This window comes from Devosia sp. (genome assembly GCF_040509215.1).
In the GTDB taxonomy this organism is placed as follows: domain Bacteria; phylum Pseudomonadota; class Alphaproteobacteria; order Rhizobiales; family Devosiaceae; genus Devosia.
In genome coordinates this window covers 1-23,527 of record NZ_JBEVLL010000249.1, presented here as the reverse complement: position 1 = coordinate 23,527, position 23,527 = coordinate 1, and the positions used below count along the sequence as shown (strand labels likewise).

General features: G+C 61.9%; 23 protein-coding genes. 20 read left to right on the top strand and 3 right to left on the bottom strand.

Annotated elements, in window-relative coordinates:
- From ABW043_RS13870 to ABW043_RS13845, 6 genes are all read left to right on the top strand, one after another.
- Nucleotides 1-726 (top strand): extracellular solute-binding protein (locus ABW043_RS13870; protein WP_353921796.1); only part of this gene is annotated, 726 nt, incomplete at its 5' end.
- Between the two features lie 196 nt (nucleotides 727-922).
- A complete protein-coding gene (locus ABW043_RS13865) occupies nucleotides 923-1,795 on the top strand; it encodes a carbohydrate ABC transporter permease (protein ID WP_295414992.1) in 873 nt (290 codons plus the stop codon).
- Between the two features lie 10 nt (nucleotides 1,796-1,805).
- Complete coding sequence (locus ABW043_RS13860; RefSeq protein WP_353921795.1) at nucleotides 1,806-2,636, top strand: carbohydrate ABC transporter permease; 831 nt, start codon at nucleotides 1,806-1,808, stop codon at nucleotides 2,634-2,636.
- A gap of 226 nt (nucleotides 2,637-2,862) precedes the next feature.
- Nucleotides 2,863-3,861, top strand: coding sequence for an ABC transporter ATP-binding protein (locus ABW043_RS13855; protein ID WP_353921794.1), 999 nt, complete (start codon nucleotides 2,863-2,865; stop codon nucleotides 3,859-3,861).
- A 14-nt stretch (nucleotides 3,862-3,875) separates the two neighbouring features.
- The gene (locus ABW043_RS13850) at nucleotides 3,876-5,351 is read left to right on the top strand and encodes a mannitol dehydrogenase family protein (RefSeq protein ID WP_353921793.1); all 1,476 of its coding nucleotides are present in this window, start codon (nucleotides 3,876-3,878) and stop codon (nucleotides 5,349-5,351) included.
- A gap of 80 nt (nucleotides 5,352-5,431) precedes the next feature.
- Nucleotides 5,432-7,018 (top strand): FGGY-family carbohydrate kinase, encoded by a 1,587-nt coding sequence (locus ABW043_RS13845; RefSeq protein ID WP_353921792.1) that lies wholly within the window; start codon nucleotides 5,432-5,434, stop codon nucleotides 7,016-7,018.
- Here ABW043_RS13845 and ABW043_RS13840 read toward each other — a convergent pair.
- Nucleotides 7,015-8,022, bottom strand: a complete 1,008-nt coding sequence (locus ABW043_RS13840; RefSeq protein ID WP_353921791.1) for a LacI family DNA-binding transcriptional regulator — start codon at nucleotides 8,020-8,022, stop codon at nucleotides 7,015-7,017. The two genes, ABW043_RS13845 and ABW043_RS13840, sit on opposite strands and share 4 nt — an antisense overlap.
- 211 nt (nucleotides 8,023-8,233) lie before the next feature.
- Here ABW043_RS13840 and ABW043_RS13835 point away from each other — a divergent pair, with 211 nt between their 5' ends.
- From ABW043_RS13835 to ABW043_RS13810, 6 genes are all read left to right on the top strand, one after another.
- Entirely contained in the window at nucleotides 8,234-9,556 is a 1,323-nt protein-coding gene (locus ABW043_RS13835) for an alpha-L-fucosidase (protein ID WP_353921790.1), read from the top strand.
- A gap of 31 nt (nucleotides 9,557-9,587) precedes the next feature.
- The gene (locus tag ABW043_RS13830) at nucleotides 9,588-10,373 is read left to right on the top strand and encodes a DUF4037 domain-containing protein (RefSeq protein ID WP_353921789.1); all 786 of its coding nucleotides are present in this window, start codon (nucleotides 9,588-9,590) and stop codon (nucleotides 10,371-10,373) included.
- A gap of 93 nt (nucleotides 10,374-10,466) precedes the next feature.
- On the top strand, nucleotides 10,467-11,681 hold the full coding sequence (locus tag ABW043_RS13825; RefSeq protein ID WP_353921788.1) for an ABC transporter substrate-binding protein: 1,215 nt from the start codon (nucleotides 10,467-10,469) through the stop codon (nucleotides 11,679-11,681).
- 63 nt (nucleotides 11,682-11,744) lie between these two features.
- A complete protein-coding gene (locus ABW043_RS13820; protein WP_353921787.1) occupies nucleotides 11,745-12,680 on the top strand; it encodes a carbohydrate ABC transporter permease in 936 nt (311 codons plus the stop codon).
- Nucleotides 12,670-13,518 (top strand): carbohydrate ABC transporter permease, encoded by an 849-nt coding sequence (locus ABW043_RS13815; RefSeq protein ID WP_353921786.1) that lies wholly within the window; start codon nucleotides 12,670-12,672, stop codon nucleotides 13,516-13,518. The genes ABW043_RS13820 and ABW043_RS13815 overlap by 11 nt, the downstream gene beginning before the upstream one ends.
- A gap of 23 nt (nucleotides 13,519-13,541) precedes the next feature.
- A complete protein-coding gene (locus tag ABW043_RS13810; protein ID WP_353921785.1) occupies nucleotides 13,542-14,609 on the top strand; it encodes an ABC transporter ATP-binding protein in 1,068 nt (355 codons plus the stop codon).
- Between the two features lie 7 nt (nucleotides 14,610-14,616).
- Here ABW043_RS13810 and ABW043_RS13805 read toward each other — a convergent pair whose 3' ends face one another.
- The gene (locus ABW043_RS13805) at nucleotides 14,617-15,945 is read right to left on the bottom strand and encodes a GGDEF domain-containing protein (protein ID WP_353921784.1); all 1,329 of its coding nucleotides are present in this window, start codon (nucleotides 15,943-15,945) and stop codon (nucleotides 14,617-14,619) included.
- Nucleotides 15,946-16,174: 229 nt separating this feature from the next.
- Between ABW043_RS13805 and ABW043_RS13800 the strand changes: the two genes are divergently transcribed.
- From ABW043_RS13800 to phnN, 4 genes are all read left to right on the top strand, one after another.
- Nucleotides 16,175-16,732 carry a flavin reductase family protein gene (locus ABW043_RS13800; protein ID WP_353921783.1) on the top strand — a complete coding sequence of 186 codons (558 nt, stop codon included), beginning with the start codon at nucleotides 16,175-16,177 and terminating at the stop codon, nucleotides 16,730-16,732.
- Nucleotides 16,733-16,826: 94 nt separating this feature from the next.
- A complete protein-coding gene (locus ABW043_RS13795; RefSeq protein ID WP_353921782.1) occupies nucleotides 16,827-17,933 on the top strand; it encodes an NAD(P)/FAD-dependent oxidoreductase in 1,107 nt (368 codons plus the stop codon).
- Between the two features lie 81 nt (nucleotides 17,934-18,014).
- Nucleotides 18,015-19,157 (top strand): alpha-D-ribose 1-methylphosphonate 5-triphosphate diphosphatase, encoded by a 1,143-nt coding sequence (locus tag ABW043_RS13790; protein ID WP_353921781.1) that lies wholly within the window; start codon nucleotides 18,015-18,017, stop codon nucleotides 19,155-19,157.
- On the top strand, nucleotides 19,154-19,711 hold the full coding sequence (phnN, locus tag ABW043_RS13785; RefSeq protein ID WP_353921780.1) for a phosphonate metabolism protein/1,5-bisphosphokinase (PRPP-forming) PhnN: 558 nt from the start codon (nucleotides 19,154-19,156) through the stop codon (nucleotides 19,709-19,711). The genes ABW043_RS13790 and phnN overlap by 4 nt, the downstream gene beginning before the upstream one ends.
- Here phnN and phnF read toward each other — a convergent pair.
- Nucleotides 19,708-20,433 (bottom strand): phosphonate metabolism transcriptional regulator PhnF, encoded by a 726-nt coding sequence (gene phnF / locus ABW043_RS13780; RefSeq protein ID WP_353921779.1) that lies wholly within the window; start codon nucleotides 20,431-20,433, stop codon nucleotides 19,708-19,710. The genes phnN and phnF overlap by 4 nt on opposite strands.
- A gap of 76 nt (nucleotides 20,434-20,509) precedes the next feature.
- On the opposite strand from phnF, the gene phnG reads away from it, so the two are divergent.
- From phnG to ABW043_RS13760, 4 genes are read left to right on the top strand one after another with little or no spacing between them, the layout of a single operon-like run.
- Nucleotides 20,510-20,965: a phosphonate C-P lyase system protein PhnG gene (phnG, locus tag ABW043_RS13775; RefSeq protein ID WP_353921778.1), complete on the top strand. Its 456-nt coding sequence runs from the start codon at nucleotides 20,510-20,512 to the stop codon at nucleotides 20,963-20,965.
- The gene (phnH, locus tag ABW043_RS13770) at nucleotides 20,965-21,561 is read left to right on the top strand and encodes a phosphonate C-P lyase system protein PhnH (RefSeq protein ID WP_353921777.1); all 597 of its coding nucleotides are present in this window, start codon (nucleotides 20,965-20,967) and stop codon (nucleotides 21,559-21,561) included. The genes phnG and phnH overlap by 1 nt, the downstream gene beginning before the upstream one ends.
- A 1-nt stretch (nucleotide 21,562) precedes the next feature.
- On the top strand, nucleotides 21,563-22,654 hold the full coding sequence (locus ABW043_RS13765; RefSeq protein WP_353921776.1) for a carbon-phosphorus lyase complex subunit: 1,092 nt from the start codon (nucleotides 21,563-21,565) through the stop codon (nucleotides 22,652-22,654).
- Nucleotides 22,651-23,526 (top strand): alpha-D-ribose 1-methylphosphonate 5-phosphate C-P-lyase PhnJ, encoded by an 876-nt coding sequence (locus tag ABW043_RS13760; protein WP_353921775.1) that lies wholly within the window; start codon nucleotides 22,651-22,653, stop codon nucleotides 23,524-23,526. Before ABW043_RS13765 ends, ABW043_RS13760 begins: the two co-directional genes overlap by 4 nt.
- Nucleotide 23,527 lies beyond the last annotated feature (1 nt).

The following is a 23,527-nucleotide window of genomic DNA, read 5'->3' as shown; positions in this document are numbered from 1 at the left end:
GCCATGTCCAACTCCTTCGGCGCCCGCTGGTTCGACGAGAGCTGGAAGCCCCAGTTCGATACGGAGCAGTGGAAGAATACCCTCGATACCTATCTCTCGCTGATGGCCGACGCTGGCCCGGCCGGCGCCTCGTCCAACGGTTTCAATGAAAACCTGACGCTGTTCCAGCAGGGCAAGTGCGGTATGTGGATCGACGCCACCGTCGCCGCATCCTTCGTGACCAATCCCACAGACTCCACCGTTGCCGATAAGGTCGGCTTTGCCCAGGCGCCCGATACCGGCCTTGGCAAGCGTGGCAACTGGCTCTGGGCCTGGTCCCTCGCCATCCCCGCTTCCTCGCAGAATGCCGAGGCGGCCGAGCAGTTCATCAACTGGGCAACCAGCAAGGACTACCTCGCGCTTGTTGCGGAAAAGGAAGGCTGGGCCAACGTTCCCCCGGGCACCCGCACCTCGCTCTACGAAAACCCGGACTATCAGGCTGCCGCGCCTTTTGCCGCGATGACCCTGGCGTCGATCAACTCGGCTGATCCGAACAACCCGACGGTCGATCCCGTGCCCTATACCGGCGTGCAGTTCGTGGCCATTCCCGAGTTTGCCGGTATTGCGACCAATGTCGGCCAGCTCTTCTCGGCCGCGCTTGCCGGCCAGATGTCGGCTGCCGACGCTCTGACCCAGGCTCAGGACGCAACCCTGCGCGATATGACCCGCGCCGGATACATCAAGTAGACCTCCCCCGACGACTGCCGCCCGACCGATTGACCCCCTCTATCGGCCGGGCGTTTTTCTCTCCACCCACCGCGACATTCCCGCGAAAGCGGGAATGTCCGGACCGGGCACTGCTTAAGAAGGGATTCCCGCCTTCGCGGGGATGACGCCGCGATACCGGCAAAAGCTGGGTCGCACCGGGAGGAAGTCACAAAGAATGGCCACCAAACAAACTCGCGCTTTGGCGCGCACCATGATGGCGCCTGCCGTCATCGTGCTCTTCATCTGGATGATCGTGCCGCTGGTCATGACCCTGTGGTTCTCGTTCCAGAACTACAGCTTGATCAATCCGATGATGACGGGCTTCGCCGGCTGGGCCAATTACGTCTATGTCATTGGCGATCCAAGCTTCACTCAGGCTCTCGTCAATACTTTGATCCTGGTGGGTGGCGTTCTCATCATCACCATCGTAGGCGGCACTTTCCTCGCACTCCTGCTCGATCAGCCGATCTGGGGGCAGGGGATATTGCGCATCCTCGTCATTTCGCCCTTCTTCGTCATGCCGCCCGTCGCGGCGCTGATCTGGAAGAACGGCTTCATGCATCCCGGCTACGGCATGCTCGGGCATCTGTGGAAATTCTTCGGCCTGCAGCCGGTCGACTGGTTCAACCAGTATCCGCTGTTTTCGGTCATCGTCATCGTCGCCTGGCAGTGGCTGCCGTTCGCGACGCTGATCCTTCTCACCGCCTTGCAATCGCTCTCGGAAGAACAGCGCGAGGCTGCCGAAATGGATGGCGCCAATGCCGCCAACCGTTTCCGCTACATCATCCTGCCGCACATGGCGCGGGCGATCACCATCGTCGTGCTGATCCAGACGATCTTCCTTCTCGGCATCTTTGCCGAGATCCGTGTCACCACCGGCGGCGGCCCGGGCTATGCCTCCACCAATATCGCCTTCCTCGTCTTCCGCACCGGTATCCTGTCAAACGACATCGGCGCCGGTTCCGCGGGTGGCGTCGTGGCTGTCATCATCGCCAATATCGTCGCCATCTTCCTGATGCGCGCGGTTGGCAAGAACCTCGACGCGTAAGGAGAACACCATGGCCCGCCGCGTCTCCGTTCAAACCCGCATCGGCTTCACCGTCCTCGCCTGGGCGGTGGCCCTCCTGCTGTTCTCGCCGATCCTCTGGACCCTGCTCACCGCCTTCAAAACCGAGGCCGAGGCTATCGCCGCGCCGCCCACGTTCTTCCCGCAGAACTTCACGCTCGAAAACTTCGAGGCCGTCCAGGATCGCTCCGACTATTTCAAGCATGCCTGGAATTCGATCGTGGTCTCGGTTGGCTCGACCCTCCTGGGCCTCATCATCGCCATCCCGGCGGCATGGTCCATGGCCTTCGCGCCATCAAAGCGCACCAAGGACATCCTGATGTGGATGCTCTCCACCAAGATGATGCCGGCGGTCGGCGTGCTGATCCCGATCTACCTGATCTTCCGCGACCTGCGCCTGCTCGACACCGTGCATGGGCTGACGCTGATCATGACGCTGATCAACCTGCCGATCATCGTCTGGATGCTCTACACCTACTTCAAGGAAATCCCGGTCGATATCCTCGAGGCTGCCCGCATGGATGGCGCCGAACTCTGGAATGAGATCGTCCACGTGCTTGTGCCCATGGCCGTGCCCGGCATCGCCTCGACGCTGCTGCTCAACGTCATTCTCGCCTGGAACGAAGCCTTCTGGACGATAACGCTGACCTCGGGCCGCGCCGGCACGCTGACTGCCTTCATCTCATCTTTCTCGTCGCCGCAGGGCCTGTTCCTCGCAAAACTCTCCGCCGCCTCGCTCCTTGCTATCGCCCCCATCCTGCTGCTCGGCTGGTTCAGCCAGAAACAGTTGGTTCGTGGCCTGACCTTCGGTGCGGTGAAATGAGGGGGTTCTGCTTCTTCGCCTCTCCCCTTGGGGGTGAGGTCGGCGCGCAGCTTACCGAATTTGCATTTGCGAATTCGGTTGGGGTGAGGGGGCCTTCCCCCGACCTCCGTCAGAGGGTCCCCGCACTCCGCCCTCTCCGCCATAGGGACAGGGAGCAAACGGCGATCTTGCCGCGTGCCACCCAGGCCTCTCATCCTTTGATTTCGCTCAGGTAAGGACCAAAAACATGGGTTCCATCACCCTCGAACACGTCAACAAGTCCTTCGGCGAAGTCCAGGTCATTCCGGACATCTCGCTAGACATCAAGGATGGCGAATTCGTCGTCTTCGTCGGCCCCTCGGGTTGCGGCAAGTCCACGCTGCTGCGCCTGATCGCGGGCCTCGAAGACACCACTTCGGGCATCATCAAACTCGACGGCCAGGACGTCACCGACGCAGCGCCAGCCAAGCGCGGCCTCGCCATGGTCTTTCAATCCTATGCGCTCTATCCGCACATGAGTGTCAGGGACAACATCGCCTTCCCGCTGAAGATGGCAAAGCTGCCGCCCGAGGTGATTGCGCAGAAGGTCGACTACGCGGCGCGCACGCTCAACCTCGCGTCCTATCTCGATCGTCGCCCGCGTGCCCTGTCTGGTGGTCAGCGCCAGCGCGTCGCCATCGGCCGCGCTATCGTGCGTGAGCCAAAGGCTTTCCTCTTCGACGAGCCCTTGTCCAACCTCGACGCGGCTCTGCGCGTCAACATGCGCCTCGAAATCACCGAACTGCACCAGCAGCTCAAGACCACGATGATCTACGTGACCCACGACCAAGTCGAAGCCATGACCATGGCCGACCGCATCGTGGTGCTCAATGCCGGCAATGTCGAACAGTTCGGCTCGCCGCTCGACCTCTACAAGAAGCCGGCCAATCGCTTCGTCGCCGGTTTCATCGGCTCGCCGAAAATGAACTTCGTCGATGGCGCAGAGGCCGCCAAGCACAACGCTCATTCCATCGGCGTGCGCCCCGAGCACTTCAAACTCTCGACCACCGAAGGCGCCTGGAAGGGCACGGTCGGCGTTGCCGAACAACTCGGCTCCGACACCTTCCTCCACGTCCAGACCGATGGCCTCGGCCTCATGACCATCCGCACCGACGGCGACCAGACTTTTAAGCACGGCGACGTTGTCTACCTGACACCCGACGCGACCCGCATCTATAAGTTCGACGCCGCCGGAAAGGCGATCTGAAAGACATAAGTGCCATGACCACCAAGCTCTCCGCCGCCAATCTCGACGCCATCAAATCAGCCGCGGTTCCCCGCTACAGCCGCGCCGATCTCACTCCCGGCATCGTCCATTTCGGCGTGGGCAATTTTCATCGCGCCCATCAGGCCGTCTATCTCGATGCGCTGTTCAACCTCGGCGAGGGCCACGACTGGGCCCTCATCGGCGCCGGCGTGCGCGAAACCGACGAGGCCATGCGCCAGAAGCTCTCGGCGCAGGATTGGCTCACCACCGTCGTCGAACAGGAAGCTGACAGCAGCTCCGCCCATATCACTGGCGTGATGATCGACTACTTGAAGCCGGGTGACAGCGCTGCCGTCATCGCGAAACTCGCTGACCCAGCCATCCGCATCGTCTCGCTGACCATCACCGAGGGCGGCTATTACATCGACCCGGCGAGCCAAAAGTTCGATCCAAAACACCCCGACATCGCCTATGACGCGGCGCATTTCGACGCGCCGAAAACCGCCTTCGGCCTGATCCTTGCCGGTCTCGTCAAGCGCCGCGATGCCGGCCTGCAGCCATTCACCGTCATGAGCTGCGACAATATCCCCGGCAATGGCCACGTCACCGAAAACGCCGTCGCCGGCCTTGCTGCCCTGATCGATCCCGCACTCGCTGCCTGGGTCAAATCGTCGGTCGCCTTCCCCAATGGCATGGTCGACCGCATCACCCCGGCCACGTCGGACCGTGAGAAAAAACTTCTCGCCGACAATTTTGGTATCGACGACGCCTGGCCGGTCTTCTGCGAAAGCTTCAAGCAGTGGGTGCTCGAAGACAATTTCCCTGCTGGCCGCCCGGCGTTGGAAAAGGTCGGGGTGCAGTTCGTCCCCGATGTCGCGCCCTATGAGCACATGAAGATCCGCATCCTCAATGGCGGCCACGCCACCATCGCCTATCCGGCCGGGCTCATGGATATCCACTTCGTCCACGAGGCGATGGAGAACCCGCTGGTCGCCGCGTTCCTCAAAAAGGTCGAGACCGAAGAGATCATCCCGGTGGTGCCGCCAGTGCCCGATACCGACCTCAACGACTATCTCACGCTCTGCGAAAAGCGCTTCGCCAATCCCAAGATCGGCGACACGATTCGACGCCTTTGCCTCGATGGCTCCAATCGCCAACCGAAGTTTATCATTCCTTCCGCCTTGGACAGGGTCAACGCTAACAGTCTGCTAACCGGGCTGGCCCTCGTGAGTGCCCTCTGGTGTCGCTATTGCTACGGCACGACGGACAGCGGCGCAGTGATCGAACCGAACGATCCGAATTGGGATCGCCTCACCGCTCAATCCAAAAAAGCCAAGGAAAATCCGGCCGCCTGGCTCGAAATGACAGACATTTACGGCGACCTCGCCAAGGCCCCCAGTTTCATCGCCGCCTTCACTAAGTCATTGAATTCTCTGTGGACGCAGGGGACGAAGGCCACGCTCGAAGCCTATCTGGCTGATCGACTTTAGCCAGATGGCTCGGGCGTGGCCCCTAGCTCATCGCCACGCCTTCCGCTAAGGTCCCGCCGGGACCGAGAAGAGAGGGCGGCGTGTCGCAAAACCTCCTGGTGGGAGTGGACGTAGGAACCGGCAGTGCCCGGGCTGGCGTATTCACGCGTGACGGTAAGTTATTGGGCCGTCATGAAAATCCGATCCTCATGCGGCGCACCGACGCCAATTTTGCCGAGCATGACAGCGAAGACATCTGGTCCGCCGTCTGCCTCGCTGTCCGCGCCGCCATGGCCGAAGCCAAGGCCGACCCGGCCGATGTCGTCGGTATCGGCTTTGACGCCACCTGTTCCCTCGTCGTCCGCGATGCGCAAGGCGCTCCGGTCACCGTCTCGAAAGACGGAGAAGATCGTTGGGATACAATAGTTTGGCTCGATCATCGCGCCCTCGAAGAGGCCGATGAATGCACCCGCACGGGCCACGAAGTGCTCCATTATGCCGGCGGCGTCATGTCCCCGGAAATGGAAGTGCCTAAGCTCATGTGGCTCAAGCGCAACCTGCCCAGGAGCTGGGCCCGCGCCGACCAGATGTTTGATCTTGCTGACTTTTTATCCTGGAAGGCCACCGGTTCGCTGGCCCGTTCGCAATCGACCCTGACCTGCAAATGGACCTATCTCGGCCACCGTACCCCCGGCTGGCAGCAAGATTTTCTGGAACTGGTCGGTCTCGACGATCTCATTGAAAAGGCTGCACTTCCTGAAGTCGCCAGCCCCGTCGGAGAAGATCTTGGCGCCTTGAACGAAGCCGCCGCCGCCCAGCTCGGCCTCACCACCAATTGCCATGTCGGAGCCGGCCTGATCGACGCCCATGCAGGCGCCCTCGGTGTCCTGGGCGCCTTTGCGCCGGATGTCGAAACTATCGACCGGCACCTGGCGCTGATCGCCGGAACATCGAGCTGTGTCATGGCTTTATCGGCGGAAGATCGCCCAACGACGGGTGTTTGGGGGCCGTATTTCGGCGCCGTTCTGCCGGGCGTCTGGCTCAATGAAGGCGGGCAATCGGCGACCGGCGCGCTGCTCGATCACATCATCCGCTGGCACGGGGCAGGGGGAGAGCCGACGCGGGAAAAGCATCTGGCGATCTGTCGGCGCGTGGTGGAGTTACGACAGGTTGAAGGCCCGGAGCTAGCTAACCGCTTGCATGTGTTGCCAGATTTCCATGGCAACCGCTCGCCGCTGGGTGATCCCTTTGCGCTTGGAGTCATTTCGGGTCTGACGCTCGACTGTGATTTTGACTCTTTGTGCCGTCTCTATTGGCGCACCTGCGTGTCGATCGCGCTCGGTGTCCGGCATATTCTGGAGACGCTGAACACCCGCGGCTATGCCATCGACACGCTGCACATCACCGGCGGCCACACAAAAAATCCTTTGTTGATGGAGCTTTACGCCGATGCCACCGGCTGTACGGTGGTGGAGCCTTCGACGCCGGATGCGACCCTTCTGGGGATGGCGATGGTGGCGGCGAATGCGGCGGGGATTTATTCGAGCCTCGATCAGGCATGTCTTGCCATGCAGCAGGGTGGGACGTCGCGGGCGCCCAATGCGGCGGCGCGGGGGCAGTTTGATCGGGACTATCGGATTTTCCTGGAAATGCTCAGGCAGCGCCAGGCAATCGACGCGATGAACTAGATACGGCGGCAGGAGTTTCCTGGGACGAATTTCGGTGCAAGAACAAAGTCTTGCGGGGGTTCGCTATTGGCGTCGGGATCAGTGATGCGGTGCAGCAGGCGGCGGGCGATGATGTTGCCGAGTTGGAGCGTATCCTGCACCACCATGGTGATGCGCGGGGTGATGACGCTGCTCCATTGGACATTGTCGATCATGGCCAATGAGATGTCATCTGGGCACGAAAAGCCTAGCTCTTGCATGGCTTGGAGTGCCGCTAATGCTACCGCATTGTTAGCACCGAGTATGGCCGTTGGCCGTTCTGGTTGTATCAGGAGACGCATGGCGGCTTCGTAGCCGGCCGAGCGGGTGAACTGGCCGTCGACGACGTAGTTGGGGTTTACCTCCACCCCCGCGCTGGCCATGGTTTCGACGAAGCCGCGATAGCGTTCGGACGCGGTGTGCATGTGCTGCGGGCCGGCGATGAAGGCGATGCGGCGGTGACCGAGTTGAAGCAGGTGCTCGGTCAACATGGCGCCGGCGAGGAAGTTGTCGGAGCCGACGAAATCGCGCTCGATGCCGGCTACCTTCTGGTCAAAGCATACCATGGGGACTTTGATCGATTCCACGAACTTGACGTAGTCCGGGCCGAAGCTTGATGGGGCGAGGGCGAGGCCGGCGATCTTGAGGCCGATCAGGTGCTCGATGAGGTCGCGCTCGCGATCGGTCTTGCCCGAGGAGTCGGTGATGAGGACGAAGTGCTCGTGCTCGAGCGCGTAGTTTTCCAGCTCGCGGCGGATGTCGCCGAAGAAGGGGTTGCCGACATTGCCGACGACGAAACCGATCATGCGGCTGCGGCCGCGTGCCAGGCTCTGGGCCAATGGGTCGGCCACATAGCCGACCGCGGCGGCGGCGCTGCGGATGCGTTCGAGCGTACGGGCGCTGACGCGGCCTGGACTGCTGAAGGCCAGGGAGACCGTCGACACGGAAACTTCGGCGATTCTGGCGACATCCCGGATCGTTGGCATCAGGCTCCTTCTCGAACCGCTTCTACGCCTCCGTAATACGAGTGAGGCACGTTCTTCATTAACGATGCTGTTGCGATACCTAGCATTTGCGCGGCTCCGTGCAACGGAAATGTTACTTTCTGGCCCGCCTTCGCGAAGGGGTTGACATCAGGGCAGCATGATTCAAGGATGGCCATCGAACCGGTTCGATAAAGTCGGTAAGGAGGATGAATTGGATAGCGCTCTCACAATCAGCGGCACTGCGGACGCGACTGACGGCAAGGCATGGTTCCCACAGGACCGGTTTGGCATGTTCATCCATTTCGGGCTTTACGCGCTGGCAGCGCGGCATGAATGGGTGCAGCACCGGGAAGAGATTTCGCCCCAGAACTATCGGAAGTATTTCGAGAATTTCGATCCCGATCTCTACGATCCGAAGGAATGGGCGCGCCGGGCGCGCGAGGCCGGGATGAAGTATGTGGTGCTGACGGCCAAGCACCATGAAGGCTTCTGCCTCTGGGACAGCAAGTTCACTGACTACAAGGCGACCAATACGCCCTATGGCAAGGACCTGTTGAAGGCCTATGTCGAGGCGTTCCGGGCCGAGGGGCTCAAGGTCGGCTTCTATTATTCGCTGATCGACTGGCACCACGATCAGTTCCCGATCGACGGTATTCATCCGCTGCGCAATCACCCCGATGCGCTGGAGATGAACAAGACGCGCGATGTCCGGCACTATGCCGAATACATGCGCAACCAGGTGACGGAGCTGCTGACCGGGTTCGGCGAAATCTCGGTGATCTGGTTCGACTTCTCCTACCCCAACCGCGAGCATCGCGGCATGCCGGGCAAGGGGCGCAATGACTGGGAAAGCGAAGAGCTGATCGGTCTCGTGCGCAAGCTGCAGCCCAATATCATTGTCGGCGACCGCCTGGACCTGCCGACTGATGGCAATTTCCCCAAGGACCTGGCGACGCCGGAACAGTATACGCCGCGCGTGGCGCCGACCATCAATGGTCAACCGGTGCGCTGGGAAGTGTGCCACACGCTGTCCGGCTCCTGGGGTTATCACCGCGACGAAGGTACGTGGAAGGATGACGGTCAGCTCATCAATATCCTCGTCGATACCGTGGCGCTGGGCGGCAACCTGCTGATGAATGTCGGGCCGACGGCTCGGGGAACGTTCGATGCGCGTGCCAACAAGGCGCTCGCGACCTATGGCGATTGGATGGACGTCAATTCCCGTTCGATCTACGGCGCGGGTCCTTCGGAGTTCAAGGCGCCGAACGGCACCAAGTTCACCCAGAAGGGGAACCGCCTCTACCTGCACCTGCAGAGCTGGCCGTTCCGCCACGTCCATATCGAAGGGCTGGGGCGCAAGGTGAAGTATGCCCAGTTCCTGCACGATGCGAGCGAGATCCACTGGCTCGATCCCGATGCCGAGGTCGACTCCAATATCGGTGTCGCCGTTGGCGATGGCATTCTCACCCTGGAACTGCCGGTGCTGAAGCCTGACGTCGTGTCGCCTGTCGTTGAGATTATTCTCAAGGATTGAGGGGAGTTTGAGCCGAACACCGGTTAGTGCCATGACCCAGGAAGTCGACCTTATAGCCGCGATGGCGCCTGTCATCGCGGACCTGGCCGAAAACGGCAGGGGCGCAGTCGCCCTTGCCGGATCGCGTGGCAAGGGACGGGCAGACGCGCAGTCCGACTATGATTTTCGCGTCTACGCCGATGCCTATCGGGGGCCGGATATCGAAAGCACGCCGCAGTGGCGCCGGTTTGAAGAAACCATGCGCCACTGGGAGCAAAAGGGCTTTCGCATGGATGGGGTCTGGATGCGCTCCTATGCCGGGGTGCATCGTGACCTTGCGGCCTGGATCGACGGGGCGCCGGTCGACAAGAGCTTTGAGTGGACCATCTGGGGCTACCATTTGCCGACCGATCTTGCCAACCAGCAGATCGTTTCCGATCCCGACGGCGTGCTGGCGGGATGGAAGATGCAGTTGGTCTCCTATCCCGAAGCGCTGCGGCAGGCAGTGCTCCGGCAATATCGGGAAATCCTCGCCTATTGGGCGCAGGACTACCATTACCAAAGCAAGGTGGAGCGGCGGGATCTCGTCTTTCTCGTCGGGCTCAGCGGCAAGCTGGCCAATGCGATCCTGCAGGTCGTCTTCGCCTTCAACCGCGTCTATTACCCCGGCGACGGCTGGAACCTGCCCATGGCGGCGGAGCTCAAATACCTGCCGCCGGACTTTATCCCGCGCATGACACAGATGCTGGAGCTGGGCGGCGATGCCGATGCCTGGCGGCGGCAGCGCGCCGAATTCATCACCATGGTCCATGACCTGGAGGTGTTGCTTGCGGCCTGAAAAGGCCGTCCGACCGCCCGACCAGCCGGAGCCCAAGAATTCCGGAACGACCCAATTTATCCATCAACCTGTAGTTACTGAGGAGAGACTACCGTGAAACTGACGACCGTTCTGGCTGCTGCGTTTCTCGCAAGCAGCGCCTTCATCGCCACCGCGCAAGCCCAGGAGCAGGTGAACCTGACCTGGCAGATGTGGGGCGACGAAAAGGATGCCGCGCTCTGGAAGAGCCTGGCTGACCTCGTGACCGAGGAATATCCCAACATCACCGTCACCGCCCAGATTTCGGGCTGGACCGACTATTGGACCCGCCTGCCGGTGCTGGCGTCTTCGGGCCAGATCGCCGATCTCGTGGCCATGCAGTCCATGCGCATGCCGAGCTTCTATTCGATCCTCGAACCGCTCGATGCGCATTTTGCCAGCGACGGCTTCGATGTGTCGGCGTTCGAAACCTCGATCATCGCCGGCCTCGGCCATGACGGCACGCAATATGCGCTGCCTTATGACGTTGGCCCATGGATGGTCTACTACAACCGCGACCGGTTTGCCGAAGCCGGCGTTGCCGAGCCGGCGCTCGACTGGACCTTTGACGACTTCAAGGCCGCTGCCCAGAAGCTCACCGAGGGCGAGAACTACGGCTATGCCGTGCAGTCGTTCGACTTCGTGGCCGGGCCCGTAGCGCTTGGTGCCGAATATTTCAATGATGCCAACCAGTTTGACGTGACCAATGCCGGCTATGCCGCGGCGGTCGGCGAGTTCGTTGACCTGGTCGCGGTCGACAAGACCTCGCCGGTCTTCGCATCGGGCGCCGGCGCCATCACCGGCAGCGGTCGTTTCGCTGCTGGCAATGCGGCCATGTATATCGACGGGCCGTGGGTGCTGCAGCAGACCAAGGACAGCGTCGACTTCAACATCGGCGTCGCTCCGCTGCCGCGCGGCGAAGGGGAATCGCGCTTCATTACCGCCGGTTCGGGCTGGGGCATTTCGGCGACCAGCCAGCACAAGGAAGAAGCCTATAAGGCGCTGCAGGTTCTCACCGGCCCCAAGGCCGCTGAAATCCTCGCTTCGGCCGGTCGTGCACTGCCGGGTCGCCTGGCCGAGCAGAAGTTCTGGTATGACGTCGCGGCCAAGGATGTGGCCGGCACCCATGAAGTGCTCGACTACATGTTTGCCCATTCGACCCCGTTCCGCCTCAACGAATACTGGAACGAGTTCGAAAACCTGATCACCCAGTACATGCCGCTTGCGCTCAACGGCGACAGCACCACCGATGCTGTGCTGGCCGATATTCAGAACCAGCTTCCGTTCTAAGCGAATAGCGCCCGGCCGATTGAACCCGGCCGGGTCTCTTCCACTGCCAGACGGGAGGAGCCCATGGCGCCGATTGAAGACGTAAGCGGACCAACCAGCCGAACGCGCTCGCGCTGGGGCAGCCGTCTCGACAGGCGGGAGGGGCGAACAGCCTTCTTCTTCCTGCTGCCAGGCCTTATCGGCATGGTGCTGTTTCTGGTGGTGCCGATCATCGCCTCGGTGGTGCTGAGCTTTACCAACTGGAAGCTGCTCGGCACGCCGCAATTCGTGGGCATTTCCAACTATGTCCGACTTTTTACCGCCGACCCCCAATTCTGGCCGGTGCTTCGAAACACGCTGTTCTTCACCGCCGAATATCTGGTGCTGAACATCGTCATCTCATTGGGGCTGGCAGTTTGGATCTCCAGCCTCAAGATGGGACAGCGATGGTTCCGGGTGGTCTTTTTCCTCCCGACCTTCACCCCCGGCATCGCTGTCGCCATCGTCTGGATGCTGATCTTCGCGCCGGGCGGATTCTTCGACTTCATCATGCGCTCGATGTCGGTTGCCATGCCGAACATGCTGACCGACCAGACGCTGGCCATGCAGGCGGTGATCATCGTCTCGCTCTGGGCCGGTGTGGGCTACAACACGGTGCTGTTCAACGCGGCGCTCGACATGGTGCCGCAGAGCTATCTCGAGGCGGCGCGGATCGATGGGGCGAATGCCTGGCAGCGGTTCTGGAAGATCAGGCTGCCGCTGATTTCGCCGACGCTGTTTTTCGGCACGGTGATGACGGCGATCACCTCGCTGCAGGTCTTTGACCAGATTTACGTGATGACGCGCGGTGGGCCTGGCAATGCCACGGCGACGCTGGGCTACGCGATCTATCAACGCGGCTTCCAGAATTTCCAGATGGGTTATGCCTCGACCATCGCCTGGGTGATGTTTGCCATGATCATGGCGCTCACCGCCGTGCAGTTCTGGCTCCAGCGCAAATGGGTGCACTATGACAACTAAGTCCCGCTCGCGGTTTTCACTGGCGCTCGATGTTCTCAATCATGGGGCACTGACACTCGTCGCGTTGCTGTTTCTCTTTCCATTCTTCTGGATGGTGACCAATGCGGTGCGCAGCAATGCCGAGGTCACGGCGATCCCGGTGCGCATCCTGCCGCATGTGTTCGAATGGGATAATTTCGCCAAGGCCTGGACGCAGTTGCCGTTCGGGCGGTTTTTCTTCAACAGCATGTTTGTCGCTTCGAGCGTGACGGTGATCACGGTGATCGTCTCGTGCCTCTCGGGCTATGCCTTTGCGCGGCTCAAATTTCCCGGGCGGGATGCGCTGCTGATGGCGTATCTCGGAACGCTGATGGTGCCGGCGATCATGCTGATCATTCCGCTGTTCCTGATCGTAAATAGCCTCGGCATGGTCAACACCTTCCAGGGTGTCATCCTGCCGGTGGCTTTCGGGACCTTTGGGGCCTTCCTGATGCGGCAGTTCTTCCTCTCCATTCCGATGGAACTGGAAGAGGCGGCGCGGATCGATGGGGCTTCGCGGTTGCGCATTCTGGTCAGCATCATCGTGCCGCTTTCCATGCCGGCCATCGGGCTTTTGTCGCTCTTTACCTTCATTGGGCAGTGGAACAATTTCCTCTGGCCGCTGATCGTGATGACGGGGTCGGACAATGCGACCCTGCCGGTCGGTCTGACCTATTTCCAGACGCAGCAAGGCACGCAGTGGAATTTCATCATGGCGGGCGCGGCGCTTTCCATGCTGCCGGGCGTGTTCCTCGCCATCCTGCTGCAAAAGCTCATCTACAATTCCATCGCCCTCAATGCGGGCATGGGCGGACGTTAAGGCACTCAGACAAGGAGGCCGAGATGGCCAGTGTTACCATTCGCAATGCGGTGAAGGCTTATGGCTCCATGCAGGTGTTGCATGGGGTGTCCGTGGCGGCGCGGGACGGGGAGTTCGTGGTGCTGGTGGGCCCTTCGGGCTGCGGCAAGTCTACGCTACTGCGCATGATCGCGGGGCTCGAGAGCATCACCGATGGCGAGATCGATATCGGCGGGCGCGTCGTCAACGAGCTCGAGCCCAAGGAGCGGGACATCGCCATGGTGTTCCAGAGCTATGCGCTTTATCCGCACATGACGGTCCGGGACAATATGGCGTTTTCGCTGAAGCTTTCTCGCAAGAGCAAGCAAGAGATCGAGAACGAGGTACGGCGCGCCGCCGAGATTTTGGCGCTGGAGCCATTGCTCGATCGCTATCCCCGGCAGCTTTCGGGCGGGCAGCGGCAGCGCGTGGCGATGGGGCGCGCCATCGTGCGGCATCCGGCGGTGTTTCTCTTCGATGAGCCGCTGTCCAATCTCGATGCCAAGCTGCGCGTGCAGATGCGCGGGGAGATCAAGGCGTTGCACTCCCGGCTCAAGGCGACGATGATTTATGTGACGCACGACCAGATGGAGGCCATGACCATGGCTGACCGGATCGTCGTGATGCGGGCGGGCAAAATCGAGCAGATCGGTTCGCCGCTCGAGATCTATGACAATCCGTCAAACAGTTTTGTCGGTGGGTTCATCGGTTCGCCGTCGATGAATTTTATCGATGGAACGGTCATCGAGGAGGGTGGGCGCGTCATACTGCGCGATGTGGCCGGCACGCTCTGGCCGCTTGGCGACAAGGCGCGGGCTTATATCGGGAAGTCGGTGCAGGTCGGGATCAGGCCGGAGCATATTCGGATTGTCGCGGACGGGCTTGCGGCGACGGTGCTGAATATCGAGCCGACGGGCTCGGAGACGCATTTGCAGATCGAGGTGGGCGGTCAACCGATCGTGGTTGTGGTGCATGATCGGCTGGCCGCAGGGGTGGGGGACTCGGTGGCGATCGAGGCAGACCCGGACCGCGTAACGATCTTTGACCAGCAGACTGGTGTTCGGCTGAGCTAAGTCGGGCTCAAACGGCAGCGCTGCGGCCCAGATCGATGCTGGCGGCGAGATTGGCCGGTGCGCTGTGTCGGGGATGCAAATCCACGATGTCCTGTGTGACCACCTGGTCTCGCCCGCTGTTTTTGGCGGCATAAAGCGCTGCGTCGGCGCGGGCCATCAGGGCATGCAGGTTTTCGCCGGGACGGCGGAGGGCGATGCCGGCGCTCACGGTTACGCCCCAGCCGATCTCTTCGCCGAAATCAGACGCGGAAAGGCCTGCCCTGATCGTATCGGCAAAAAGCCGGGCGGCCGCCAGATCGCTATTGCCCAGGATGACCGCAAACTCCTCGCCGCCGACGCGACCGGCCGGGTGATGTACCAAGGTCATTTCTCGCAGAAGCAGGCCCAGCCGGGCGATCACCCGGTCGCCCGCGGCATGGCCGGCCGTGTCGTTGATCCGTTTGAAATGGTCGATATCGAACAGGATCATGCAGGCCGGACTGGCGCTGGGCTCGCGCAGGAGAGCGGCAGCAGTTTCTTCAAATGTGACGCGGTTGAGCAGGCCGGTCATCGCATCTGTGGTCGAGCGTTCCCGCATCCTGTCCAGTTCCGTCAGCATGTCGCGCAGGACCAGCGCGATCGCGAGAGCGAGCAGGGCGACGACGGTGATGAGCGTTACCGTCAGGGGCTGTTCCACCGGGGGATGCGGACCCGGGGGCGGCGCGAAGTCGAGGACACCGCGCATGGGCGGAGGCGGCCGATTGAGCGCAATGGCATGGCCCGGGTCACTTGCCCCATCGAAGCCGCCACGCAAGGCGGAGAATGGCCGATCCGGGGCGAGGGCGCGTGCGAGGCCGCCCGGATGGATCAGCGAGAGCATGGTGATGGTGGCGATGCCGGCAACCAGGGTCAGCCCATAGCCCCAGGCGCCGGCGCGATAGACCAGTACGGCGGACCAGGCCATGAAGATCAGGGTGGGAATGGGTCCGATGAGAAACCAATAATGCGGCCGGGCATGCAGCAGCGTCAGGGTGCTGGCAATAACGACGAACAGGGCGCCACAGGCCAGTATGCGGCCAAAGGGACTGACGCGGGTCGCGCCCGCGCGATGCAGCCCATAGGCAACGAGGCAGGCCGCCGCAAAAAGGCTGCCCCAACTGATCCAAAGGACCCAGGCAACCGGAGCGCCGAGGCGCAGCGTCGCCGTTGCAAGCCACAGTGAAAGCAGGACGAAGCTGCCGGCCCACCAGACAAAGGCCCGCAGGCGGCGGTTGATGGCGTAAGCGACGAGCAGGGCGACCGCCAGCAGCAAGGCGGTGACGGCGGCGGCCAATGAGAACACGTCGACCTGGGCCACTGCGTCTACTCCCTCGTAAGGCGAACTTAGAGGAGGCTCGTTAACGCCAGGTTTGGGCCGGTGGGTCGTTACTGACTTATTAGTCTATAGAATTAGTGGATATAAATTTCTCTCCGGCTGCCTGTGAAGGGAAACTGTGCTCCCTCGCGGCCTCCCGCGTTTCAGTTGCCGGGGCTAGTCTTTCCCTAGGCTTTGCGTCCCTGCATTGGCGCGGATAGGAGAACTGACTGTGTCGATTGTCGATTTTGCAAACTATGCGCCGGTTCGGCAGGCTGCTGAAACCGTTGATGCGTCGGCGTTCAAGCAGGCCATGCGCAACCTTGCGGGAGCGGTGAGCGTGATCACCGTGGGCACTGGGGAAAATCGTACCGGCTTTACTGCGACGTCGGTATCTTCGTTTTCGGCGGAACCGCCAACCATTCTCGTCAGCCTCAATCGTGGTTCCTCGTCCTGGCAGGCACTGCGCGATGCGGGGTCGTTTGCGGTGAACATCCTCACCGATGGGCAATCGGCTATTGCCGACCGCTTTGCCGGGCGTGGCGGGATCAGGGGCAATGATCGCTATGTGGGTTGGGAATGGAACCGGCTCGACAGCGGGAATCTGGGGCTCAAAAGCGCGGTAGCGGTGATCGATTGCGAACTCGACGAAGCGATCGAGCGGCATTCGCATGCGATCGTGTTGGGCCGGGTGCGCTCGGTGGATCTGTCGACGGACCTGCAGCCGCTGCTCTACTGGCGCGGGCAGTATCAGCAATTGTTGCCGACGCTCGATCCGTTCCAGAGCTGAATTCGAGCAGAACAGCTTCCGTTGAATCGCCGGTCGTGACTAAAGAGACAGGGTGCAGAGTCTCCCGGATGGGCTCGCCCCTGAGGTAGACAGTATGAAAGTATCAATCGTCGGCGCCGGTATTGCTGGGCTGTCGCTGGCCTGGGCGCTGCGGCGACGCGGGGTAGACGTCACGGTTTTTGACCAGGGCGCCATCCCCAATCCGGTTTCATCCTCCTTCGATGAGCATCGCATCACCCGGCACACCTATGCCGGGCTTGAAGGGTATGGGGCACTGATGGTGCCGACCTTTGCGCTTTACGAGCAGCTTTGGCGCGATCTCAAGCGCAGCCACTATCTGCCGACCGGCGCGGTCTATGTGTCGCGGACGGACGAGGACTATTACGGGCCGACCGCGCTGGAGCTTGACGGGCTGGGGATTGGTCATCGCCCGGTTTCCATTGAAGAACTTGAGACGCGACTGCCTTTCGTCAATCTGGACGGGGTGCGCTCGGCCTTTGAGGCGGAGGGCGCGGGGATATTGTTTGCCCGGCGGATCGTGGAGGATCTGGCGCGGTGGTTGGGGGAGAATGGTGCCGATCTCAGGCCCAATAGTCGGGTGACGTCGGTTGATCCCGAGGCGGGGACGGTCACTGTTGATGGGCAGGTTGTTGGCGCCGATGTCGTTGTCGTCGCGGCGGGGGCGTGGATTGGTGACCTGCTGCCGGCGCATGCTCAGGTGGCGGTGCCGTCGCGGCAATTGGTGCTCTATCTTGAGCCTCCAGCCCAATATGCGGATGCATGGGCAGCAGCGCCTGTTGTCGTCGATATCGGGGGTGACTACGGCGCCTATGTGCTGCCGCCGCGGGAGGGAACTCGGCTCAAGATCGGCGACCATGTGTTTACCCGGCGAGGGCATGGCAGCGACGACCGCATTGCCAGCGAGGCTGATGTGAAGCCGGTGCTGGCGGCGCTGAACCGGGCGTTTCGCGACGCGGCGGACTACAAAATCCTTGAGCGCAAGGTCTGCTACTACACGGTCACGGACGACGAGCGGTTTATCGTCGAGCCGATCGGCGGGGCTGGCTGGGTGGTCAGCGCCTGTTCGGGGCATGGGTTCAAGCTTGGGGTGACAGTGGGCGATACGCTGGCGCGGGCACTGGTGGGAGAAATCTCCGGTGTGGCGGCGACGCGCTATCTTGCGGGGCTTGGTTTGCTCTGAGACTGTAGCGGCCTGTCGTCGCCCTGTCACATTGTCGGGCTATCGCACCGACCTTTCTCATTCGAACGCGCTGAAACGACCATGCAAGCCCTTGATGCGACTGTCCTGACCAATGCCCGTATTGTGCTGGCTGACCAAGTGTTTGAAGGCGCGGTAGAAATTACCGATGGCGTGATTACCGACATCGGCACTACCGCCAAGCGGGGTACGGATCTCAATGGTGACTATCTGATTCCAGGGCTAGTCGAGCTGCACACCGATCACTTGGAAACGCACTATGCGCCGCGGCCGAAGGTGCGCTGGCATCCAGTCGCGGCCGTGCAGGCGCACGATGCGCAGATCGCGGCTTCGGGGATTACCACCGTATTCGACGCGATCCGCGTTGGCATCGACGAGCATGCCGATATGGGCATGGATGAATTGCGGATTCTGGCTGATGCGATCACGGCTGGTGTCAATGCCGGGCGGTTGCGGGCCGACCACCTGATCCACCTCCGCTGCGAGGTTTCGGCGCCGGATTGTCTCGACAGCTTTGAGAAGATCATGGACCACCCGCTGGTGCGGTTGGCTTCGCTGATGGACCATGCGCCGGGGCAGCGGCAGTTTGCGAGCCCGGATGCCTATAAGGTCTATTATCAGGGCAAGCTCAAGATGAGTGATGCTGCGCTGGCCGAGTTCATCGCCAGAAGGTCTTTTGAATCAGACACTTACTCGGACAAGCACCGCAAGGCGCTGGCGGCGCTGAGTGCCGAGCGCGGAATCGCGCTGGCGAGTCATGATGATGCGACTGCGGCGCATGTGGATGAGGCCGTCGAGCTGGGCATCCGCATTGCCGAATTCCCGACGACGCTGGAAGCAGCCAAGGCGTCGCGCGATGCTGGCATGGCGATCCTGATGGGCGGACCCAATGTGGTGCGCGGCGGATCGCATTCGGGCAATGTCTCGGCGCGCGATCTGGCGGCGGCGGGGCTCCTTGATATTCTGTCGTCGGACTACATTCCCTTCTCCATGCTCCAGTCGGCATTCTGCCTTGTCGACGAGGTACCGGGGATAAGTTTGCCGGAGGCGATCAGTTTTGTGACGAAGCGCCCGGCCGAGGCCGCGGGGCTCGATGATCGCGGTGAGATCGCCGTGGGCAAGCGGGCAGACCTTGTGCACCTGCGGATCGAAGAGGGCATTCCGATCGTCCAGACCGTGTGGCGCGAAGGGCGGCGGGTGATATGACCGGCACTTTCGTCGCCGTGGTCGGCTCCAGCGGGGCCGGCAAGGACAGTGTCATGGCCTATGCGCGCGAGCGGCTGGCCGGCGATGTCGTGATCGTGCGGCGCGTGGTGACGCGGGATGCCGATGGCGGCAGCGAAGACCACGATACGATGACGCTGGACCAGTTTGTGGCGGCGGAGACGGAAGGGCGCTTTGCCCTGAGTTGGCCGGCGCATGGCCTGCGCTATGGGCTGCCGGTGGAGCTGGAAGATGATCTGCAAGAGGGGCGGGTGGTGATTGCCAATCTGTCCCGTGCGGTCATTCCGCAGCTTGTGACGCGGTATCCGACGGCGGTGGTGGTCGAGGTGACGGCGGATCCGCAGGTGATCGCGACGCGGTTGGCGGGGCGCGGCCGGGAAGATGCCGAGGAAATCCGGCGGCGGATGGATCGCAGCGTTGGCGTCAGGCTGCCGGCGAGTACGGTGCGGATTGATAATTCCGGTGCGCTCGATTTGGCGGGCGAGCAGTTCGTGTCGCTCCTGCGAGACCTTTTGCGTTTGCCGGCAAATACCTAGACCACGAGTTCCATGCGTTCGGCCGGGAAACGGGTGAGGGCGTAGGACAGCGCTTCGCCTTCGGGATCGACGTCCACGGCTTCGGAAACTAGCACGATTGCGCCGGGCGCGAGGCTGAGGGAGCGGGTTTCCTCGACGTCGGCGTGGCGCGCGGAGATGCGGGTCGAGGCGCGGGAATAGTCTGCAATATCATAGCTCTGGAAGACCATCGTAGTCGACTGCATCTCCTTGATCCGCGCGGCGAAATCGGGGAAGCGGCGATAGGGTAGCCAGGTGGTGGAGCGCGAGATCGGCACGCCATCGGCGACCGACATGCTTTCGGTGCGAACGACCTTGGCGCCGGGTTTCAAGCCCAGAGCTTCCGCGACCCGGGCGGTCGCGTTTTCGATTTTGTCTGAGATGTTGACTGAGATCAGGGAGCCCGCCTGGCCCTTGAGACCTTCGCGGAAACGTGTGCGCTTGCCGATGGGGTAGCTGAGGCGGCGGATACTTTTTACGAAGGTGCCGCGGCCTTGTTCGGCGAGGACAACACCCTCTTCGGCAAGGACCGCCAGGGCCCGGCGGACCGTGTGGCGATTGGCGGAAAAGCGTTCTGCCAGAAGCGCTTCCGTCGGGAGGCGATCGCCGTTGGCGAGCTTGCCGCCGACGATGTCGAGGCGGATGGCGTCGGCGATCTGGCGCCAGAGCGCGACACCACCTGCGGCTGAATGCGATTTTGTCATTGCACTTTCACACGGGAAGCGTAGAGCGGAACTAGTTGGATTAGTTGTCTAGTTTATTAGACAAATCGAGGCAAGCATGACGACAGAGATTTCTGCCGAGCAACGCGCGAGAAAGCGGGCGCTGGATGTTCTGGCATCGGCGCCGTCCAAGGCGCTGGCCGAGCGCTGGGCCGCTTTTGGCGAACAACCAGCGCATCAGCGTATTCGCGGACCAGAGACCGGATTGGTCATGGTGCGCGGTCGGGCCGGTGGTGGCGGGGCGCCGTTCAATCTGGGCGAGGCGACGGTGAGCCGGGCCAGCGTGCGGATTGTAACCGGGGAAGTGGGGCACGGGTATTGTTTGGGGCGCGACCTCGAAAAGGCCGAGGCGATCGCCGTGATCGATGCGTTGCGTCAGCGCGATGCCGGTCGGATTGATGCGGAAATTATTGCGCCGCTGGAAGCACTTGGCGCCGAGCGCGATGACGTGCGGGCCGAGGAGACGGCGGCGACGCGGGTCGATTTCTTCACCATGGTGAGAGGGGACAACTGATGCTTTCCCATGATTTTGGTGCTGGTTTTGCTGATCCGGTGCGCGATGCGCAGGCGGCTTTTCGGGCTGTTCTGGATGCGCTGGCGAACCCTGGAACGCAGCAAAAACTGGCTGGTTCGAGTGACGGTTCGGGTGCACTTGGGCGTGAATTGGCTAGCACACTGCTAACGTTGAGCGACCACGACACGACGATCTGGTTATCGCCCGCGCTCGATGTGGAAGCCGTGAAGGGTTTTGTCGGTTTCCATACTGGCGCGACGATCGTCGACGATCCGGCCAAGGCGAATTTTGCGTTCGTGGCACTCGGCGATGCGATGCCGGAATTGGCGCGCTGCAATCTTGGGACCCAGGAATATCCGGATCGCTCGACGACGATCGTTGCGGAAGTGCCCGCTTTGAACGGCGGCGCAAAGCTGGTGCTGCGAGGACCGGGGATTCGCGAGACGCAGGAGATCAGCCCGGTGGGGTTGCCGGGGGATTTCGTCGCGCAGTGGAGCGAGAACCGTGAGCTGTTTCCGCGGGGCGTCGACCTGCTGTTGGTGGCTGGTGGCCAGGTGATGGGCCTGCCGCGTTCGAGCCGGATTGTGGAGGCTTAGGATGTACGTAGCTGTAAAGGGCGGCGAGGCCGCCATTGCCAATGCACATCGCTTGCTGGCGGATCGTCGCCGGGGTGACCGGTCGGTGCCGGCGCTGCGGTTGGACCAGATCGTTGAGCAGTTGGGTCTCGCGGTGGACCGCGCCATGGGCGAGGGTTCGCTTTATGACCGGGAGCTGGCGGCGCTGGCGATTTTGCAGGCGCGGGGCGATCTGATCGAGGCGATCTTTTTGGTGCGTGCCTATCGCACGACGCTGCCGCGGTTTGGCTATTCCGAACCGATCGATACCGGAGCGATGAAGATCGAGCGGCGTATTTCGGCGACGTTCAAGGATTTGCCGGGTGGGCAGATGCTTGGACCGACCTTCGACTATACGCATCGTCTGCTGGACCCGAGCATTGTCGGCGAAGATGCCGAGGTGCCGGCGGTTCGTGAGGCCGAGGATGAACAGGCGCCACACGTGACGGACCTGCTGGGTCGGCAGGGGCTGATCGAGCCGGATGGCGAATTGGCTGAGGGTCAAGAGGTTGGGGACCTGACGCGCGAGCCGCTGGATTTTCCGCTGGATCGCGATCTGCGGTTGCAGGCGCTGGCGCGGGGCGACGAGGGCTTTTTGCTGGCGCTCGGCTATTCGACGCAACGTGGCTATGGGCGGACGCATCCGTTCGTGGGTGAAATCCGGATTGGTGAAGTCGAGGTCGAGTTCGACATTCCCGAACTTGGCTTTGTGGTGAGCCTCGGGCGCGTTCGCGTGACCGAATGCCAGATGGTCAATCAGTTCAAGGGTTCGGCAAAGATCCCGCCGCAGTTTACGCGCGGCTATGGGCTGGTTTTCGGGCAGGCGGAGCGCAAGGCCATGGCCATGTCGCTGGTGGATCGGGCGCTGCGGGCCAAGGAATTCGGCGAGGATATCACTGCGCCGGCGCAGGACGAGGAATTCGTCATTTCGCACTCGGACAATGTGCAGGCGACCGGCTTCGTCGAGCATCTGAAGTTGCCCCACTATGTCGATTTCCAGGCGGAGCTGGACCTGATCCGGCGCATGCGGGCCGAACACGAGGCGCGCGCTGAACAGCAGGAGGCCGCGGAATGAACGCCGTCGCGAACTACAACTTTGCCTATCTCGACGAGCAGACCAAGCGGATGATCCGTCGGGCCATTTTGAAGGCCGTGGCGATCCCCGGTTATCAGGTGCCATTCTCGTCGCGCGAAATGCCGATGCCCTATGGTTGGGGCACGGGTGGCGTGCAGGTGACGGCGTCGATTATCGGGCCTGACGATGTGCTCAAGGTCATCGACCAGGGGGCGGACGATACGACCAATGCCGTGTCGATCCGGGCCTTCTTTGCCAAGGTGGCGCAGGTGCAAACCACGACGCATACGGCCGAGGCGACGATCATCCAGACGCGGCACCGTATTCCCGAGCGTAGGCTCGAGGCGGGGCAGATCCTTGTCTATCAGGTGCCGATTCCCGAGCCGCTGCGCTTCCTCGAACCGCGCGAAACCGAAACGCGGAAAATGCATGCGCTCGAAGAATATGGGCTGATGCATGTGAAGCTCTATGAGGACATTGCGCGGCATGGGCGCATTGCCACGACCTATGCGTATCCCGTGAAGGTCGAGGGCCGCTATGTGATGGACCCGAGCCCGACGCCGAAGTTCGACAATCCCAAGATGCATCGCTCGGAAGCGCTGCAACTGTTTGGGGCAGGGCGCGAACACCGGATTTATGCGGTGCCGCCGCATACCGATGTGGTGAGCCTCGACTTTGAAGATCACCCCTTCACCATCCAGCATTTTGAGCAGCCGTGTGCGCTGTGCGGTGCTGAGCAAGTGTATCTCGATGAGGTCATTTTGGATGACCGGGGCGGCCATATGTATGTGTGCTCGGACACCGACCACTGCGAAGAGCGGCGGGAAGCGGGGCATGTCGGGGTTCTGGGGATGAAGGAGGCTGCGGAATGAG